Source organism: Azospirillum sp. TSH58 (assembly GCF_003119115.1).
Taxonomy (GTDB): Bacteria; Pseudomonadota; Alphaproteobacteria; order Azospirillales; family Azospirillaceae; genus Azospirillum.
Window position 1 is genome coordinate 700,893 of record NZ_CP022367.1, and the last position, 16,446, is coordinate 717,338.

Genomic DNA, 16,446 nt, shown 5'->3' on the forward strand with positions numbered 1-16,446 from the left:
TGTTTGAAGCTTCGACCCCGCCCGTCAGGACGCGGTCGGGTCCGGGCACTTCGCACCGGTGTGGTTCAGCATCCAGGGCGTGCCGAAGCGGTCGGTGACCATGGCGAAGCGATCGGCCCAGAAGGTCTCGCCCGGCGGCATCTCAACGGCGCGGGCGTCCTTTGCGAGCACGGCGAAGATGCGGTCGAACTCGGCGAGCGACGGCGGGGCGATCTGAACCCGGAAACCCTGCGGCGTGCTGTACATGCTGTCCGGCGAGTCGGACGCCATCACCGTGGTCGCCCCCAGCTTCACCATCATGTTCATCACGAGGTCATCGCCACCGGGCATGCGGCTGTCCGCATCCGGGGCGTCGCCGTTGCGGAACACATAGACGACCTCGCCGCCGAGGGTTTCGGCGTAGTGGGTCATCGCCTCCAGACAGGTCCCGTTGAAGAACAGGTAGATCGTCGGTTCCATGGATTCGTTTCCTCCCGGTCAGACTGTTTTTGGATCAGTGCGTTCTGGATCAGAGCGTCTTGGCAAGGGCTTCGAGCTGGTCGGTCGCTTTGCCCCAGCCTTCGTGGAAGCCCATCTTCTCGTGCTCGTCGCGCGCCTCGGCGCTCCAGTGCATGGCGCGCGCGGTGTAGAGGGTCCGGCCGGCGCCCGCGTCCTCGAACCGCACGTCGGCGGTCATGAAGGCCCGGCCCGACGGCCGCCAGCCGGGGCGGAAGGCGTCGGTGAAGACCAGACGCCGCCCCTCCTCCACGTCGAGGAAGACGCCGGGCTCGCCGAACTGTTCGCCGTCCGGGCCGTTCATCAGCGTGAAGAACTCGCCGCCCGGACGCACGTCCATCCGTGCCTCGGACACGAACCAGGGCTTGGGGCAGAACCACTGTTTCAGCAGCTCGGGCTCGGTCCAGCAGCGCCACAGCGCGCCGCGCGGCGCGTCGAGGCTGCGGGTCAGAACGAGGTCGCGCTCACCTTCCGTCATGGGGGTTCCCTTTCGAGCGGGGCTGTGAAAAGAGCAGCGTGAGGTAGCGTTTCAGGTGATCGACGCTGTCCAGCGCGTCCTCGCGCCCGCCCGTCGCCTTGGCGAGGATGAAGGCGCCCTGGAGCACGGCCTGGGTGTGCCGCGCGAGGCTCGCCGGGGTCCAGTCGGCCGCGATGCCGCGCGCCGCCATGGCCGCCGCGATGTCCGGTTCGAGCGTCGCCGCGTGGCCGAAGATGCTGGCGGCGCAGGCGTCGCGGATCGCCGGGTGCGACCCGTAGACCTCCTGCGTCATGGTCCCGACGAGGCAGGTGAACTCGGCGGGATCGCCGTCGATGATCGCCTTGCGGAAGTCGACATAGCCGAACAGCCGGTCGAGCGGGTCGTCGAGCCGGTGGTACGGCGCGTTCGCGAAGAAGGCCGAGGTGGTTTCCGCCCAATAGGCGGCGGCGGCGACGCCGAGCGCTTCCTTGGTCTCGAAATGGTGGAAGAACGCGCCCTTGGTGACCCCCGCCGCCTTGCAGAGATCATCGACGGAGGTCGCCGCGAAGCCCTTGGCCCGGATGACGTCCCGCGCCGCTTCGAGAAGCCGTGTGCGGGCGTCGCCGCGTTCGGGGTGATGTTTGGCGGGTCTCGGCATGGGTAAGAACATACCGAACGGTTGGTATGGCCGTCAAGCGCGGAGAGTGGCCGCCACGGCATCCGGTGTGGCACCATCAACGCGCCAAGCGAGCGCGGCCTGACCGTGGTCGGCCTCCAGTATTGGTAAGAAGCGTTCCGCGACCGCTTTGCCGCCAACACGACGCTGGCGCCGACTCTGCATGACGACGAGGTGAGCATCTTCGAGGTCATCCGCGTCTGCCACTTCCTGTCGAACCGCAGCACGGACCGAGCGCCACACTGACACCGAACTGCCCCCTCGACCTATTGGAGATCCTGCCCTTACCATTACGATGGGCGGGTCAAGGCCGCCTCCGCGCTAGGTCCTGTTCTCAAACCCTGAGCCATAGTCGGATAGCCCCGATGTGGACCATGGCGAGGTAGTTGGCGGCGAGTTTCTCGTATCGGGTGGCGATGCGACGGAACTGTTTGAGGCGGTTGATCAGGCGCTCGATGGCGTTGCGGGAGCGATAGGCGGCCCAATCCACCAGAGCACAGGGCTTCTGGCTGGAGGGCTGTGGGATCACCGCCCCGATCCCGCGCCGACGCAGGTAGCGGCGGATGGCTTGGCTGGAGTAGGCGCGGTCAGCGACCACGCGCTCGGGTCTTTCCCGCGGTCGTCCACCTGCCACTCGGCGCACTGCGACCGCCTCCATCAGCACCGTCAACGCGCTCTGGTCGGCGGCTTGACCGGGGCTCAGCACGAAAGCGAGCGGTTGGCCGTGGCGGTCGGCGCGCAGGTGGATCTTGGTTGAGAAGCCGCCGCGCGAGCGGCCAAGCGCTTGGTTCAACTGCCCCCTTTTGCGCCGGCGGCGTGCTGGTGGGCGCGGACCACTGTGCTGTCGACTTGGTGCAGGCTCCAGTCCAACTTGCCGGCCTCATCCGCCTCGGCCTGAACCAGTTCCAACACGCGCTCCCATACCCCGGCCTTGCGCCAGCGGTAGAAGCGGTTGGCCGCCGTCTGCCAGGGACCGTACTCGGCCGGAAGATCGCGCCAGGGCGAGCCGGTGCGGTTCACCCACAGGATCGCCCGCACGGTGCGCTCCAGGTCCCGCGCCGGCCGGCCCGTCCACGGGCGTTCCGGCGGAAGCAACTCCAGCAAATGCTGAAGCTGCTCATCGCTCAGTTCAGATCGTGCCATCCCCCTTCAACAGGGCACAGCCAAACCCTCACAGCCTTTGAGAACAGAACCTAATCGCGGATGAGGTGCGACGGGACGCGCTGGCCAAGGCGGGATGGCGGCGCATAAGAGACAGGGTCCCGGTAGAGGTGATGGGGAGACTCGGGCGTTCAAATATTGCGTTAGGGAAACGAGACAGGAGGTAGCAAAACAACACTTAATGATGTTACATCATCTATTGAGAAACGGTGAAAAACATGCTGCTTAGGCCCGCTCAATCGGCAGGAAAATTCAGGCGCGATACAAACAATTTTGGTAACAAGGCCAAAAATAATGAAAGATACACAGAAATGAACCATCAATAATACGTCTGATCAAAAAGGCGGGTTCTCAATAAAACTCACAAGCCTATCCAGTGAAAACCTCTTAAAATAAAATACAGCGGCGCGAGGAAGAAGGCATGGCTGAAACACAGATTGAATGGACAGACGCAACTTGGAATCCAGTTGCTGGTTGTTCAATTGAAAGTGCGGGCTGCACAAATTGCTATGCCATGGATATGGCTCGACGCCTTGAATTAATGGGAATGGAAAAATACGCTGGATTAACACGCCAGACCGGGAAGCGAACCGTATGGAACGGCGTCATCCGCGAAGACAAATCTTCTCTTCAAATACCTTATAGGTGGAAGAAGCCTCGAAAAATTTTTGTTAATTCAATGAGCGACCTCTTTCATGAGAAAGTAAGCGAAGAGTTTATTATGTCTGTTTGGCAAGTAATGCGAGGGACTCCGCGTCATAACTATCAAATTCTAACGAAACGCCCTAAGAGAATGGCTGATATTGTTTCGAGAATGGACGGAAATGTTTTGCCGAACGTTTGGCTCGGAGCAAGCGTAGAAGATAGTAATGTGGTGGAGCGCATTGATCATCTACGCGCAGCGCCAGCAGCAATAAGATTTATTTCCTTTGAGCCCCTAGTTGGACCCGTCGGAGCCGTAAACCTCAACGGTATTCATTGGGCAATCGTTGGAGGTGAAAGCGGAAGGAAAGCTCGCCCTGTCCGCGAAGAATGGATTGACGAAATATACTATCAATGTGTACAGGCCAGCACAGCATTCTTCTTTAAGCAGTGGGGCACATGGGGTAAAGATAATAAGCGCCGCTCTAAAAAAGAAAATGGTCGGGAATATCGAGGGCAAACCTGGGATGAGATGCCCGTAGGTGTCCGCACAACAACCGCATTATGAATTAAAATTGCTTAGGAGACAGATAAGTGGTTGGGAAAGCATACCAATGGGCCGATGGGGCGACCCTTGAAGACCACTCCCGGCGAAAACATAAAATTTTACGAGAATATTTTTCTGACTATCTTTCAGTCCGGTGCGGGCATCGCCGTCGAGATCGCTTCAGACTTGCCATTATGGATGGCTTCGCTGGTGGAGGACGCTACAGATGCGGAACTCCAGGCTCACCGTTAATTTTCGTCCAGGAACTTCAGTATGCTGTGCAGCGCATAAATATTGTACGCGCTACTGAAGGGTCTTCTCCCTTAAGAATTGAATGCCTATTGATTCTCAACGATGCCGACCGTGATGCCTTCCAATCACTTAAAAATAATGTCAACCCAGTACTACAGCAGGTTTTGGAAGAGAATCAAAGACTAAGCATTAACGTTGAATATTCGTGCGATGATTTTGAAACATCATATCTTAAATCAAAACCTAAACTTCAAAAATACAGGAATGTTTTATTCAACCTAGATCAATGCGGAGACATGCATGTTAAAATTGAAACAATACATGATATTATGAGATCCTGGTCAAAGGCTGAGATATTTTTTACGTTTATGATTAGCTCTCTTGTTGCTTTTCTGCAAAAAAAGGAACCTGAAAAATTACTGAAACGCCTAGCTCATCTCGAAATTGACCGCCCCATTCTGCAAGACCTTGAAACCATATCCAGCAGAAAAGAATGGTTAGGGGCAGCGGAACGGATGGTCTTTGATACACTTCAAAAATGCTCGCCGTTCGTTAGTCCATTTTCCATAAACAATCCGAATGGGTGGCAATACTGGTTTATACATTTTTCCAATTCATATCGCGCGCGACAAGTATATAATAATATACTTCACAAAAATAGCAGCTTCCAAGCACATTTTGGTCGCTCGGGTATAGACATGCTTGTCTACGACCAACTACATGAAAAGGGGCAGCTATATTTATTTGACCAAGATGGTCGCAAAATTGCAAGAGATCAGCTCTTCGGAGATATCCCTCGATTTGTGAGCGATGCGGGAGAATCAATAAGCGTTAATGATTTTTTTCAGAAGATATATAACAACACTCCGGCCCACCAAGATGATATAAATACAGCCTTGATTGATAATCCTGATCTGGAAGTTGTGACAGAATCAGGAGGCATTCGGAGAAAAGACATCAACATTAAAGATGTAATTCGCCGAAAACCGCAACGCAGCTTTCATACAATGTTACGGTTAAAAGCAAAAGATAAAAGCTAATACCTCATTATCGGACGAGACAGATCACTCACGCACTCAACAACGGCCCAGTCCGCCGCAGCGTTGTCCCCGCCACTTTGGCGATCCTCTTGCCCGCCAAGGTGAAGCGGGTCGCGCTGTGGGCGTAGAGCACGCCGGCTGATTCGCAGCGCACCGGAGTCACGTCGCCGGTCAGCGGGTCGAGGATGTCGGCGACCACGGCGCCGGCCTCCACGCGGTCGCCCGCCTTGTGATGGAAGACCACCACGCCGCCCACCGGGGCGGTCAGCGGTTCGGAGGATTCCAGCGGGGTCGGGGCGCACAGCGGCTCCGGCAGGGCCGGCGGCTCGCCGGACAGGACTCCGGCATGGGTGAGGAAGCCGGCGATGGCCTGGGCGTCCGCCTCGCCCTGGGCGTGCTCCACGTCGGCCTGCCCGCGCAGCTCCACGGTCACGGAGTGGCAGCCGAAGGGGATCGGGCGGTCGGGCCAGCGCTTGGCAAGCTCGTTCCAGGGGCGGCTGACCGCCTCGTCGAAGGGGTCGCCGCCGGATTCCTCGGCCAGGAAGACCGCCTGCGCGCCCAGCAGCCGCTGCAACGGGGCGAAGGCCTCCGCCGAGGGCGTCAGGGTGTAGAGGTGCATCACCGCTTCCAGGTCGCAATGCAGGTCCAGCACCCAATCGGCCTGGAGCGCCAGTTCCAGAAGACGGTGCTTCATGTGCTCCGTCTCGGTGCGCGGGGTGCGTTCGGCCAGCGCGTCGGCCAGGGCGGCGCGGATGGCGGCCTTGTTGGCCTCGCCGTCGTCGGTCAGGCGGTCGGCGACGCGCTCGGCCACCGCCTCGGTCAGGTGGGGGTAGTCGCGGTTGAAGTTCTTGCCGTCGTCCTGGTCGAAGCGGCCGAGGTGATGGTCCATCAGCGACTGGCCCAGCCCCACCGGGTTGGCGACCGGGACGAGGATGACCTCGCCGGCGATCCGCCCCTCGGCCTCCAGCGCGGTCAGGATGCGGCGCAGCTTGTCGGCCACCAGCATGGCCGGGATCTCGTCGGCGTGCAGCGACGCCTGGATGTAGGCGCAGGGCCGCGCGCCCGCCGTTCCGAAGCGCTGGACGGTCAGGGTCCGCCGGGTGCCGGGGGTGGCGGACGGGAGGTCGATGATGGCGCTGTGCATGGCGGATCGCTGCTGGATGGATGGAAAGCCCGCCCCCACCGTGGCGAAGGCCGGAGCGGGCCGCAAGCGCCTTTTGCGCTGGGCTGTTCGTTAAAATCCCCTCTCCCCCCTGCTCACGCGCAAACGCAGTTTGCGCTGGCGCGACAGGCGGACCTTTGGTCCGCCGAAAGCGGGGAGAGGGTTAGGGTGAGGGGGTTGCGCGTGGCGGTACGTCCGGCAAAAGCGCAACCCCCTCACCGGCCCTCCGGGCCACCCTCTCCCCAGGGGGGAGAGGGTTAAAAGGGGCGAATGCGATGACCCAGGCCATTTACGGAAGGGCGTTTCCCGTCAGCACGGCGTCGAACTGCTCCAGCGCCCAATCGACCTGCTCGCGGGTGATGACCAGCGGCGGGGCGATGCGGATGGTGTGGTCGTGGGTGTCCTTCGCCAGGACGCCGCGCGCCCGCAACGCCTCGCAATAGCGGCGCGCCCCGCCCGCCTCCGGGTGAAGCTCCACCGCCAGCATCAGGCCGCGCCCGCGCGCCTCGCGGATCACGTTGCTGCGGATGGCGCCGAGCCGCTCCAGGAAATAGGCGCCCTGGGCGGCGGCGTTGTCGATCATGCCCTCCTCCACCAGCACCCGCATGGCGGCGCGGGCGACGGCGCAGGCCAGCGGGTTGCCGCCGAAGGTGCTGCCGTGCTGGCCGGGCTTCAGCACGCCCAGCACCTCGGAGTTCGACAGCACCGCCGACACCGGGTAGAAGCCGCCGGACAGCGCCTTGCCGATCAGGGTGACGTCGGCCTCCACCCCCTCATGCTCCTCGGCCAGCAGCTTGCCGGTGCGGCCCAGCCCGGTCTGGATCTCGTCCAGGATCATCACGACGTTGCGCTCCGTGCACAGGTCGCGCACCCGGCGCAGATAGCCGGCGGGCGGGATGACCACCCCGGCCTCGCCCTGGATCGGCTCCAGCAGGACGGCCACCGTGTTGGGGGTGATCGCCGCCTCCAGCGCCGCCGCATCGCCGAAGGGCACGGTGCGAAAGCCCGGCGTGAAGGGGCCGAAGCCGCCGCGGGCGTCCGGGTCGGTGCTGAAGCTGACGATGGAGATGGTGCGCCCGTGGAAATTGTCGGAGCAGACGATGATCTCCGCCTGATTCTCCGGCACGCCGCGCACCTCGTAGCCCCACTTGCGCACCGTCTTGATCGCCGATTCCACCGCCTCCGCCCCGCTGTTCATCGGCAGGATCTTGTGGGAGCCGGTCAGCGCCGCCAGTTCCTCGTAGAACGGCGCCAGCTGGTCGTTGCGGAAGGCGCGCGAGGTCAGGGTCAGCTTCGACGCCTGCTGCACCATCGCCTCCAGGATCTTCGGGTGGCAATGGCCCTGGTTGACCGCGGAATAGGCCGACAGGCAGTCGAGATAGCGGTTGCCCTCGGTGTCCCAGACATAGACACCCTCGCCGCGCGCCAGAACGACGTCCAGCGGCTTGTAATTGTGGGCGCCCAGGCGGTGTTCGGTCCCGATCAGGTCGGCGGCGTGCGGAAGCATGGCGTTCTCTCCGGGGGTTGTTTCTTCTTCAAACGGCCTTCGTCAAACGGCTTGCCCGCCGATCTGCGACTGGGTGACGGCGGGGTCGATGATGCGGCGGCCGAACAGGCTCGCCACCAGATCGACCAGCAGAAGCGCGCTCTTGCCCCGCTCGTCCAGAAAGGGGTTCAACTCCACCACGTCCAGCGAGCCGACGACGCCCGCGTCGTGCAGCATCTCCATGATCAGGTGCGCCTCGCGGTAGGTCGCCCCGCCCAGCACCGCCGTGCCCACCGCGGGGGCGATGGCGGGGTCGAGGAAATCCACGTCCAGGCTGACATGCAGATGGCCGTCGGCCTGCCGCACCCGCTCGATGATGCGGCGCATATGGACGCCGACCCCGTGCTCGTCGATCAGCCGCATGTCCACCACATCCACCCCGCGGGCGCGCAGCAGGCGCCGCTCGCCGGGGTCGAGGGAGCGGATGCCGAACAGATGGACATGGGCGGGGTTCACCGTGGCGCGCTGCTCCGGCGGGAAGACGTCGTCGAAGCCGTCCTCCCCGCACAGCAGGGCCACCGGCATGCCGTGCATGTTGCCGGACGGCGAGGTGTGGGGCGTGTTGAAGTCGCCGTGCGCGTCCAGCCACAGCACGAACAGGGGCTTGCCGGCCTCCCGGCAATGGCGGGCCACCCCGGTGACCGAACCCATGGACAGGCTGTGGTCGCCGCCCAGGAACACCGGCACCCCGCCCGCCCGCATCATGGCGTAGGAGTGGTCGGCCAGCGCCCGCGACCAGGCGGTGATCTCCGCCAGACGGGCGGTGGCGGCGTCGCCCTCGCTCCAGGGGCCAGGCGTCAGGTCACCAAGGTCGCGGACCTCGTGCCCCAGCTCGCGCAGGGCGCGGACCAGCCCCGCCGTGCGCAGCGCCGCCGGCCCCATCAGGGCGCCGGGATGGCCGGCCCCCGCCTCGATGGGAACGCCGATGATCTCCACGAAGCGCTGATCGTCCCGATCCCCCGACGCCATGCCGCCCCTCTCCCCGTGTGAATCTGCCTTCCATGACTATCGGGGGCGGCACCGGCGGCAGAAAGACGGAAAAGTGCCAACGAACGGCAGCGTTTTTGACAGTGTGGCAAGCCCGGCTTATCATTTTGGCATGGACGACCTGGACCACCGCCTGTTGGGCCTGCTGCGCGCCGACGCGCGCCAGCCCGTCGCCGGGCTTGCCGCCGCGCTGAAGGTGTCGCGCGCGACCGTGCGCGCCCGCATCGACCGTCTGGTCGAGAGCGGGGTGATCGCCGGCTTCACGGTGTTGCTGCGCAAGGATCTGCGGCCCGCCATGGTCCGGGCCATCACGATGATCGAGGTGGAGGGCCGCGCCGCCGAGACGGTCATCGCCCGCCTGCACGGCTTTCCGGAGGTGCGGACGGTCTACACCACCAACGGGCGCTGGGACGTCGTCGCTGAAATCGAAACGGAGTCGCTGGAGGCCTTCGACGACACGCTGCGCCGCGTCCGGCAGATCGCCGGGATCGCCTCCACCGAGACCAGCATCCTGCTCTCCGCCCGCAAGGCGGTGCTGTAGGCGTCGGAGCCGCGTCGCTCCGTCGGGAGACAAGAATCGACACGGATTTCACGGAATCAGCCTGCCCCGCGCGCTTTGATGGTGGGGTGAAACTCGGATTGAAAAAATCCGTGAAATCCGTGCCGAGTCTTGCCCGCGTCTCCCGCACGCCGCGTTCGGACGACGCCCCCGCTCAGCCCCCGAGACCGGCCAGCACGCCGCCCAGAAGCGGCTGGCCGAACAGCGCGCCCAGCGCGAAGCCAACGATCAGCCCGACCGCCGCCGCGACCAGCGCCCGGCCGCCGCCGCCCTTCGGCGCCTCAGCCCCCGCGCCACGCCCGTTGTTGCCGCCCGTGGAGTCGTCGCCCTCGTCCGGCGCCGCGGCGCGGCGGGCGCTGTAGGAGGAGTCGGTGTCGGCGTGCCACGCGCGGATGCGGTCCTGCGCCGGCTTCAGCTGCTCGTCGGTCGGGGAGGAACCTCGGCCATGGACGATCTCCCAGCCCAGCGCCAGGAAGCGCGTGGTCGTCCGCCCCTCCGGGCTGAAGATCGCGGCGGGCATCCGGCGGTAGGTCGCCTTCACCACGTCCACGTCATAGGGGATCGCCGTGCGGAACATCAGGTCCGGGAATTCGGAGCGCAGCAGGGTCAGCGATTCGCGCCCGACCTCGTCGTTGGTGATCGACAGCATCAGGATGCCGGCCACAGACAGGTTGGGGTTCATGCCCTTCTGGATGTGCTCGACCACCGACAGGGTGCGCTTCAGCCCGTCCAGCGCGTAGCGCCCCGGAAAGACCGGAAGCACCAGCCGGTCCGACGCCGCCAGCGCGCCCGCCGCCAGATGGCCGAGCGCCGGCGGGCAGTCGATCACCACATAGTCCGGCGGGTTGCGCGAGAAGTGCAGCGCCTTGCGCAGGCCCCGCTGCGACCCGCCGCGGGCGTCCAGCGCGTGTTCCAGCGAATAGAGCTTCCGCGCGCCGACGATCATCGACAGCCCGTCGAAGCTGGTCGGGGTGATGGCGTCCTCGACGAAGGTGTCCTGGCTCAGCAGGTCGTTGATGCCGACCCGCGCCTTCTCCCGCAGCAGGAAGTTGCTGGTGGCGCTGCTCTGCGGGTCGAAGTCGATCAGGACGACGCTCTTGCCCAGCGCGGCCAGCGCCAGGGCGAGATTCACGGAGGTGGTCGTCTTGCCGACGCCGCCCTTCTGGTTGTACACCGCCAGGATGGTCGGCTGCCGCGTCTCCGGCGCGTCGAAGACGTCTTCGTGGCTGGTCATGTCCGTTCCGCTTCGTCGTTCTGCAGGGTCGTTCTGCGGGCCGAACGCCCCCGCGAGCGCCGCACTATAGCCAAGCGGGCGGGGCGGTGTCTTCCCGCAGATGCGCCGGTGTCCCGAAAGGTAACAGCTTCAGCGCGCCTTGAAGGCCGCCAGCTGGCCGGGCAGCGGCGCCATGGTCAGGCGAACGCGCACGATCTCCCACCGCCCCTCGGCGCCGGGATGGACGCCGTCGCAGGGGCGGCGGTCGAGGATGTCGAAGGTCAGGCTGGACAGGCCGTCCTCCTCCGGGATCGCCCCGCCGGCCCAATTGGACTGGAACACCCGCTTGTTGACCCGCGAGATGGGCGAGGCCGAGGCGTCGGGGTTGAAGCCCTCGTTGTCGTGGTCCAGCGGCTCGAACCGGCCGGGCCGCCGCGCCGTCGGGATGCGGCGCGAGCGGATGCGCAGCGACAGGTCGAAATCCTCATAGCCCCAGCCCCAATAGGCGTTGGAATAGCCGTCGATCCGCCGGAACACGTCGTTGGGCATCAGCAGGACGCCGCCCATCGTGCTCTCCAGGTCGGTGGTCACCGTCTGGTCCGAGCGGCCGGGCGCCACCGGCCGCCGCTCCGCCCCGAAGGACAGGATCGGGGTCGGCCGGTCAACCCAGGAGTAATCGGCGTCGATGGGCAGATAGTCGATGTCGTGCAGGCAGGTGTAGTCGCTCGCCGCCTCGCCCAGCAGGAAGCCGACATTCTTGACGGCGCCCCGGTTGAAGGGCAGCCCGGCCTCCTGCTCCACGATGGTGACGCGGTAGTCGATGGGTTCGGGGAGCGTTGCGAAGTAAGCGCAGACCCGCGGCACGAAGTCCCGCAGATGGGCTTCGCGGTCGCGGTAGGGCACGACGATGTGAAGCCGCCGGTCCATGGTCGTCATCGCGTGTCTCCTGCCGCTGCGAATCGTTGCCGGATGGCCCGGTAGGCGGCTTCGAGATCGCGGGCGAAGCGGTCGCCGTCGAACAGCGGGCTGGCCGTCCGCGCCGCCGCCAGCCGCGCCTTCAGCCCGGCCAGCCGCCGCGGATCGCGGGCGAGGTCGAGGGCCAGCGCCTCGTAGGCCGCCAGCGTGTCCGTCACCAGTTCCGGCAATCCCACCGTGTCGAGCAGGCTGGCCGCCACCCGCCCGGCGAAGGTCGCGCCGCGGCAGGTCAGGACCGGAAGCCCGGCCCACAGCGCGTCGCTGGCGGTGGTGTGGGCGTTGTAGGGCAGCGTGTCGAGGAACAGGTCGGCCAGCCGGTGCCGCGCCAGATGCTCCGCCAGCGGGCGCGGCGGCGCGAAGACGAGGCGCTCCGGCGCCACGCCGCGGGCCGCCGCCTCGCGCCGCAGGTTGCCGGCCACCAGCGGGTTGCCGGCGTAGAGCCACAGCACGCTCCCCGGAACGGCGCGCAGCAGCCGCGCCCAGACGTCGAACACAGCGGGCGTCAGCTTGTAGGGGCTGTTGAAGCAGCAGAAGACGAAGCCGTCCTCCGGCAACCCGCAGTCGGCGCGCGACGGGGTGCGCTCCGCGATGGCACGGTGGCGGTCGTTGGGCTGGTAACAGTGGGGAAGCCGGACCACCGCCTCGCTGTAGAAGCCCTCCTCGCCCGGCGGAATGGTGACCGCGTCGGCCAGGATCACGTCGATGAAGTTCGCCCCCATGGTGCCGGGATAGCCCAGCCAGTTCACCTGCACCGGGGCCGGCCGCGCCGCCAGGATCGCCGTGCGGGCGAAGGCCGTGTAGCCCTTTAGGTCCACCAGGATGTCGATGCCGTCGGCGGCGATGGCCCGCGCGGCGTCCAGGTCGGAACGGTCGCGCAGATCGACAAAGCGCTCCACCGCCGCGGTCAGGCGCCGCCGCATCGGGCTGCCGTCGTCGATGCCGGTGGAATAGGCGGTCACGGCGAAGCCCGTCCGGTCGTGCCGCTCCAGAAGCTCCGCCATCAGGTAGGCGGTGGCGTGCTCGTGGAAGTCGGCGGAGAGATAGCCGATGCGCAGGCGCCCATCGCCCGGAACCGTGGGCCGCGCCACCGCCAGCGGGTCGAAGGGCGGCACGCCGTGCGCCTTCTGCCGCGCCCAGCGCTCCGCCGCCGCCCGCTGGTCCGCCAGGGTCGTGTCCACCGCCAGCAGGCCGAACGGCGGCACGCCCAGCGCCCCGGCGCGCAGCCGCCCGATCAGGTCGCTTTCGAGCGCCGGCAGGTCGCGCCAGTCGCAGGCGTGGCGCTGCTGCTGCACCAGTGGCGCCAGCGCCGGGTTGTAGGCGGGGGAGAGCCGGCGGACGCGGCGGAGGGCTTCGATGGACGGCGCGATCCGGTCGGCCAGGGTCGCGGCGGCGGCCAGATCCTCCCAGCCCGCCGGTTCGCCGGGATCGAGAGCCACCGCCCGGCGCAGGGCGTGGAGCGCGGCGTCCGGCCGCAAGGCGCCGGACAGCGTCTGGCCGAGGACCCGCCACGCCGCACCATGGTCCGGATGCCGCCCGATCGCGCCGCGCAGCACCGCCAAAGCGCCGGACAGGTCGTGCAGGCCGAGCAGTTCCGCCGCCAGATTGACCGCCGCCGCCGGGAGGTCGGGCCGGAGCCCGAGAACCGTTTGGTACTCGGCCACCGCCTCCTCCCGCCGTCCGGCGGCGGACAGCGCGTTGGCGAGGTTGTGGCGCAGGGCGGCATCGTCGGGCGCCAGCCGCACCGCCACCGCGTTCGCCCGCACCGCCTCGTCCCGGCCGCCCGCCGCGTGGGCGGCGTTGCCCAGCAGCATCCAGCCGTGCCGGTCCGCCGGGTTCAGCGCCGCCATGCGGCGGCCGACCCGCCCCGCCTCATCCCAGCGCCCGGCGGCCAGGACGAGGACGCCGAGATTGTTCAGGGACACCGCATGCTCCGGGTTGCGCGACAGCGCCTCGCGGTAGGCGGTTTCGGCCTCGCCGGTCCGGCCCAGAGCGTCCAGCGCGACCGCCAGATTCTTCCAGGTGCCGGCGTCCTCCGGACGGTCGCGCAGGGCCTCGCGGTAGGCGGTTTCGGCCTCGGCCGGGCGGCCCTGGTCCTGAAGCGCCACGCCGAGATTGTTCCACACCTCGCCCAGACCGGGGCAGGCCGTCAGGACGGCGCGGTAATGCGGCTCGGCCTCCGCCGGACGTCCCTGGGCGTGAAGGGACAGCGCCACCCCGTACCGGGCGTCGAGGGAGTCGGGCGCCAGCTTCAGCGCCGCGGCGTAGACCGCCCCCGCCGGACCCCATTGCGACAGCCCCGCCAGCAGGCCGCCGAAATCCAGATAGATCTCCGCGTCCTTGCGCAGCGCCAGCGCCTGCTGGAACAGCGCCACGGCGTCCCGGACGCGGCCCTCGCGCTGGGCGGCGACGGCCTGCCGGTGCAGCGCGGCGGCCCGTTCGGCGGATTCGGGAAGATCCATGCGCGCCCTCTCAATCCCGCTGGCGGGTGTGCAGCAGGATGCGCGGGATCTCCGGCGGGCGCCGGTCGTCGCCCCATTGCGAGATGTCGGGGATCGTGCTCACCCCGCGGCGGCGGGCCAGCAGGCTGAGGATGCTCTGATCGTGCCGGTGGTCGCGGAACTCCGGGTAGTCGGGCTTGCCGCACTCGTTCGGCGCATCGGTGAGGATGCGCTCGTCCTGGGCGAAGCGCAGCCATTCGGAGACGAAGGCGATGGTCTCCGGCGTCCGCTCGCAGACGATGAAACTCGCCAGGATCTGGGTGGCGTCGGTGTATTCGGGCCGGTCCAGCCGCATGAAATGGAAGCAGTCCCGCTTCGTCCAGCCGCGGTTCTTGAACTCGTCCTGCAGCGTGAACAGCAGGATGGGCAGGTCGCGCCGTTCCCGGCACAGTTCGATCACCGGGTCGGCGCGGTGCACGAAATGGGCGCCGCTGTCGCAGTAGAACAGCACGTCGCCATCCTTCAGATGGTTGCGCAGCAAGGTCCAGACCGCCCAGGGCTTCCACAGCCAGTAGCCCGCGCCGCGCGGCTGGTCGAGGATGAAGCGGTTGCGCTCGACGAAGGCCGGGTCGATGTGGCTTCGGCCCAGCATGGCCACGGAATCGAAGCCGCCAACCTCCAGCCCGCTGCGGGCGTTGCGCTTCTGCGCCGCCAGAAAGGCCCCGTCCGCGTAATTCAGCAGCACCCGCGCCATCGCTTCCCCTCCCCTGCGGCCCTTACAGCCGGCTCTCGATCCAGTCGGCGAGGCGGTAGGCGTCGAAATGGAACTCCTCCGTCCCCAGGAAGGGCGCAACGGCGCGGTGGGCGCGATAGGCCTCGTAGTCGTCGTCGACCGCCAGGATGTGCTCCACCGCCTCCTCGTCCGAGGCGAAGCGCGACACGTCGATGAAACTGCCCGCCGCCACCTCCCGCTCCAGGTCGGGATCGCCCCAATAGAGCGGCACAGCCCCGGCCTGGAAGACGTCGAGGATCTTTTCCGTCAGATAGCCGGGATGGCTGGCGTTCTCGAAGGCGAAGGCGAAGCGGTAGCGTTGGAAGACACGGATCTTCGCCAGCCAGCCCATCCTGACGACGCTGCCGGTGTTGTTCAGGTGCCAGCCCACCGAATCGACGCGCCGCCGCCCGTCCAGCGCCGGGAAGAAGCGGTTGCGGCGCTCGCCGTTGGGGTTCTTGTAGAGGAAGGCGCAGAAGTTGCGCTCCGCGAAGGCCTCCCGCGTCGGCGGCACCGGCGGCAGGACGGGCGAGCAGAAATGGGGCACCGCCCCCTCCCGCATGTGCTCGTAGGCGTGCATCACGTAGAGCGGCAGGCGGTAATGGCGCGGGTCGTCGACGCGGTCGAAGGACACCGCCATGTCGAAGCCGTCCAGCGGCGGGCGGACGTTCTCCCCGGTGAAGAACAGGGTGCGGCGGCTGCGCGCCGTGCGGTGCCTTCCGCCGAAGACCGACACGATGGCGAGGTCGCTGTCGTCCTCGACCACCGACAGATCGAAGCGGCTGGACAGGATCTCGATGAAAAAGTTCGTGCCCGCGTCGAACTCCGGCCAGAAGTCGTGGAAGGCCAGCTTCAGCCGCGGCTTGCCCCCGCGCCGCCCGCGGTAGGGGCCGTGCAGCAGGAAGCGGTCGAGCCGCTCGGGATCGCCGCCGGGCGTCGCCAGGAAGTCCTCAAGAAACGCGCTGGTCCGTTGATCGAGCATCCCGCCATCCGTGCCGGATCGTTGCGCGACGCACGATACGGTCGCCGCGGCGGGAACGCCACCCCTTCCGCGCGCTCGCCGGGCCGGGTGGCGCGGCGCGGACAACAAAAAACGCCCCGCGGATGACGGAGCGTTCGGAACACCACGATCCCGCAGGGGGATGAAGTGGTGCCCAGGGACGGAGTCGAACCGCCGACACGGGGATTTTCAGTCCCCTGCTCTACCAACTGAGCTACCTGGGCACCGAGGCCGCGGTGGAGACCGCGGCGCGTCGAGGCGCGCTTTGTAGGCAAATTCGCCGGGCCTGTCCAGCCCTAAAATGCAGAAATCCGCCGCCTCGTCACTCCCGCTCGTCCGTCTCCTCGACGTCCGGACGATCGGGGCTTTCGATGCGGTAGACGCCCCCCAGCCAGCGCGACAAATCCACGTCGGCGCAGCGCTTGGAGCAGAAGGGCTTGGTCTCCTCCACCGCCGGACGGCCGCAGATCGGGCAGGCTTTTTCGATAGGCTTGCGGCCACTGGGTTTCTGGTTGTCGTTCATC

At 66.2% G+C, this 16,446-nt stretch carries 15 protein-coding genes, 1 tRNA gene and 1 pseudogene; 3 read left to right on the top strand and 14 right to left on the bottom strand.

All coding sequences use genetic code 11. From position 1 onward, the window contains the following. Positions 1 to 24: 24 nt before the first annotated feature. The 4 genes and pseudogenes from TSH58p_RS24800 to TSH58p_RS24815 all read right to left on the bottom strand — a co-directional run bounded on the left by TSH58p_RS24800 (position 25) and on the right by TSH58p_RS24815 (position 2,771). Positions 25 to 459, bottom strand: coding sequence for a VOC family protein (locus tag TSH58p_RS24800; RefSeq protein WP_109072379.1), 435 nt, complete (start codon positions 457 to 459; stop codon positions 25 to 27). Between the two features lie 49 nt (positions 460 to 508). Next, positions 509 to 973, bottom strand: coding sequence for an SRPBCC family protein (locus TSH58p_RS24805; protein WP_109072380.1), 465 nt, complete (start codon positions 971 to 973; stop codon positions 509 to 511). Then, entirely contained in the window at positions 960 to 1,610 is a 651-nt protein-coding gene (locus tag TSH58p_RS24810; protein WP_109072381.1) for a TetR/AcrR family transcriptional regulator, read from the bottom strand. The genes TSH58p_RS24805 and TSH58p_RS24810 overlap by 14 nt, the downstream gene beginning before the upstream one ends. A 352-nt stretch (positions 1,611 to 1,962) precedes the next feature. After that, positions 1,963 to 2,771 (bottom strand): annotated as a pseudogene (locus TSH58p_RS24815) (IS5 family transposase). Positions 2,772 to 3,210: 439 nt separating this feature from the next. On the opposite strand from TSH58p_RS24815, the gene TSH58p_RS24820 reads away from it, so the two are divergent. Both TSH58p_RS24820 and TSH58p_RS24825 read left to right on the top strand, forming a co-directional pair. Further along, positions 3,211 to 3,999, top strand: a complete 789-nt coding sequence (locus TSH58p_RS24820; protein ID WP_109071002.1) for a phage Gp37/Gp68 family protein — start codon at positions 3,211 to 3,213, stop codon at positions 3,997 to 3,999. A gap of 26 nt (positions 4,000 to 4,025) precedes the next feature. Beyond that, entirely contained in the window at positions 4,026 to 5,270 is a 1,245-nt protein-coding gene (locus tag TSH58p_RS24825) for a three-Cys-motif partner protein TcmP (RefSeq protein ID WP_109071005.1), read from the top strand. A gap of 28 nt (positions 5,271 to 5,298) precedes the next feature. Here the strand turns inward: TSH58p_RS24825 and TSH58p_RS24830 are convergent, their stop codons facing one another. The 3 genes from TSH58p_RS24830 to rocF form a co-directional block, all read right to left on the bottom strand. Beyond that, the gene (locus TSH58p_RS24830; RefSeq protein WP_109071004.1) at positions 5,299 to 6,414 is read right to left on the bottom strand and encodes a M14 family metallopeptidase; all 1,116 of its coding nucleotides are present in this window, start codon (positions 6,412 to 6,414) and stop codon (positions 5,299 to 5,301) included. A 307-nt stretch (positions 6,415 to 6,721) separates the two neighbouring features. After that, positions 6,722 to 7,939: an ornithine--oxo-acid transaminase gene (gene rocD, locus TSH58p_RS24835; protein WP_109071001.1), complete on the bottom strand. Its 1,218-nt coding sequence runs from the start codon at positions 7,937 to 7,939 to the stop codon at positions 6,722 to 6,724. A gap of 42 nt (positions 7,940 to 7,981) precedes the next feature. Continuing rightward, positions 7,982 to 8,947 (bottom strand): arginase, encoded by a 966-nt coding sequence (gene rocF / locus TSH58p_RS24840; protein WP_109071000.1) that lies wholly within the window; start codon positions 8,945 to 8,947, stop codon positions 7,982 to 7,984. Positions 8,948 to 9,077: 130 nt separating this feature from the next. On the opposite strand from rocF, the gene TSH58p_RS24845 reads away from it, so the two are divergent. After that, positions 9,078 to 9,506 (top strand): Lrp/AsnC family transcriptional regulator, encoded by a 429-nt coding sequence (locus TSH58p_RS24845; RefSeq protein WP_014198205.1) that lies wholly within the window; start codon positions 9,078 to 9,080, stop codon positions 9,504 to 9,506. A 172-nt stretch (positions 9,507 to 9,678) separates the two neighbouring features. Here the strand turns inward: TSH58p_RS24845 and TSH58p_RS24850 are convergent, their stop codons facing one another. From TSH58p_RS24850 to yacG, 7 genes are all read right to left on the bottom strand, one after another. Next, on the bottom strand, positions 9,679 to 10,758 hold the full coding sequence (locus TSH58p_RS24850) for a ParA family protein (RefSeq protein WP_109070999.1): 1,080 nt from the start codon (positions 10,756 to 10,758) through the stop codon (positions 9,679 to 9,681). 129 nt (positions 10,759 to 10,887) lie between these two features. Continuing rightward, a complete protein-coding gene (locus tag TSH58p_RS24855; protein ID WP_109070998.1) occupies positions 10,888 to 11,673 on the bottom strand; it encodes a galactosyltransferase-related protein in 786 nt (261 codons plus the stop codon). Further along, positions 11,670 to 14,171 (bottom strand): tetratricopeptide repeat protein, encoded by a 2,502-nt coding sequence (locus TSH58p_RS24860; RefSeq protein WP_109070997.1) that lies wholly within the window; start codon positions 14,169 to 14,171, stop codon positions 11,670 to 11,672. The genes TSH58p_RS24855 and TSH58p_RS24860 overlap by 4 nt, the downstream gene beginning before the upstream one ends. A 10-nt stretch (positions 14,172 to 14,181) precedes the next feature. Then, complete coding sequence (locus tag TSH58p_RS24865; protein ID WP_109070996.1) at positions 14,182 to 14,904, bottom strand: hypothetical protein; 723 nt, start codon at positions 14,902 to 14,904, stop codon at positions 14,182 to 14,184. A 22-nt stretch (positions 14,905 to 14,926) separates the two neighbouring features. Continuing rightward, positions 14,927 to 15,904 (bottom strand): glycosyltransferase family 10 domain-containing protein, encoded by a 978-nt coding sequence (locus TSH58p_RS24870; RefSeq protein ID WP_109070995.1) that lies wholly within the window; start codon positions 15,902 to 15,904, stop codon positions 14,927 to 14,929. 166 nt (positions 15,905 to 16,070) lie between these two features. Further along, positions 16,071 to 16,146, bottom strand: a tRNA-Phe gene (locus TSH58p_RS24875). Between the two features lie 98 nt (positions 16,147 to 16,244). After that, complete coding sequence (gene yacG / locus TSH58p_RS24880) at positions 16,245 to 16,445, bottom strand: DNA gyrase inhibitor YacG (protein WP_109070994.1); 201 nt, start codon at positions 16,443 to 16,445, stop codon at positions 16,245 to 16,247. Between the last annotated feature and the right edge of the window lies 1 nt (position 16,446).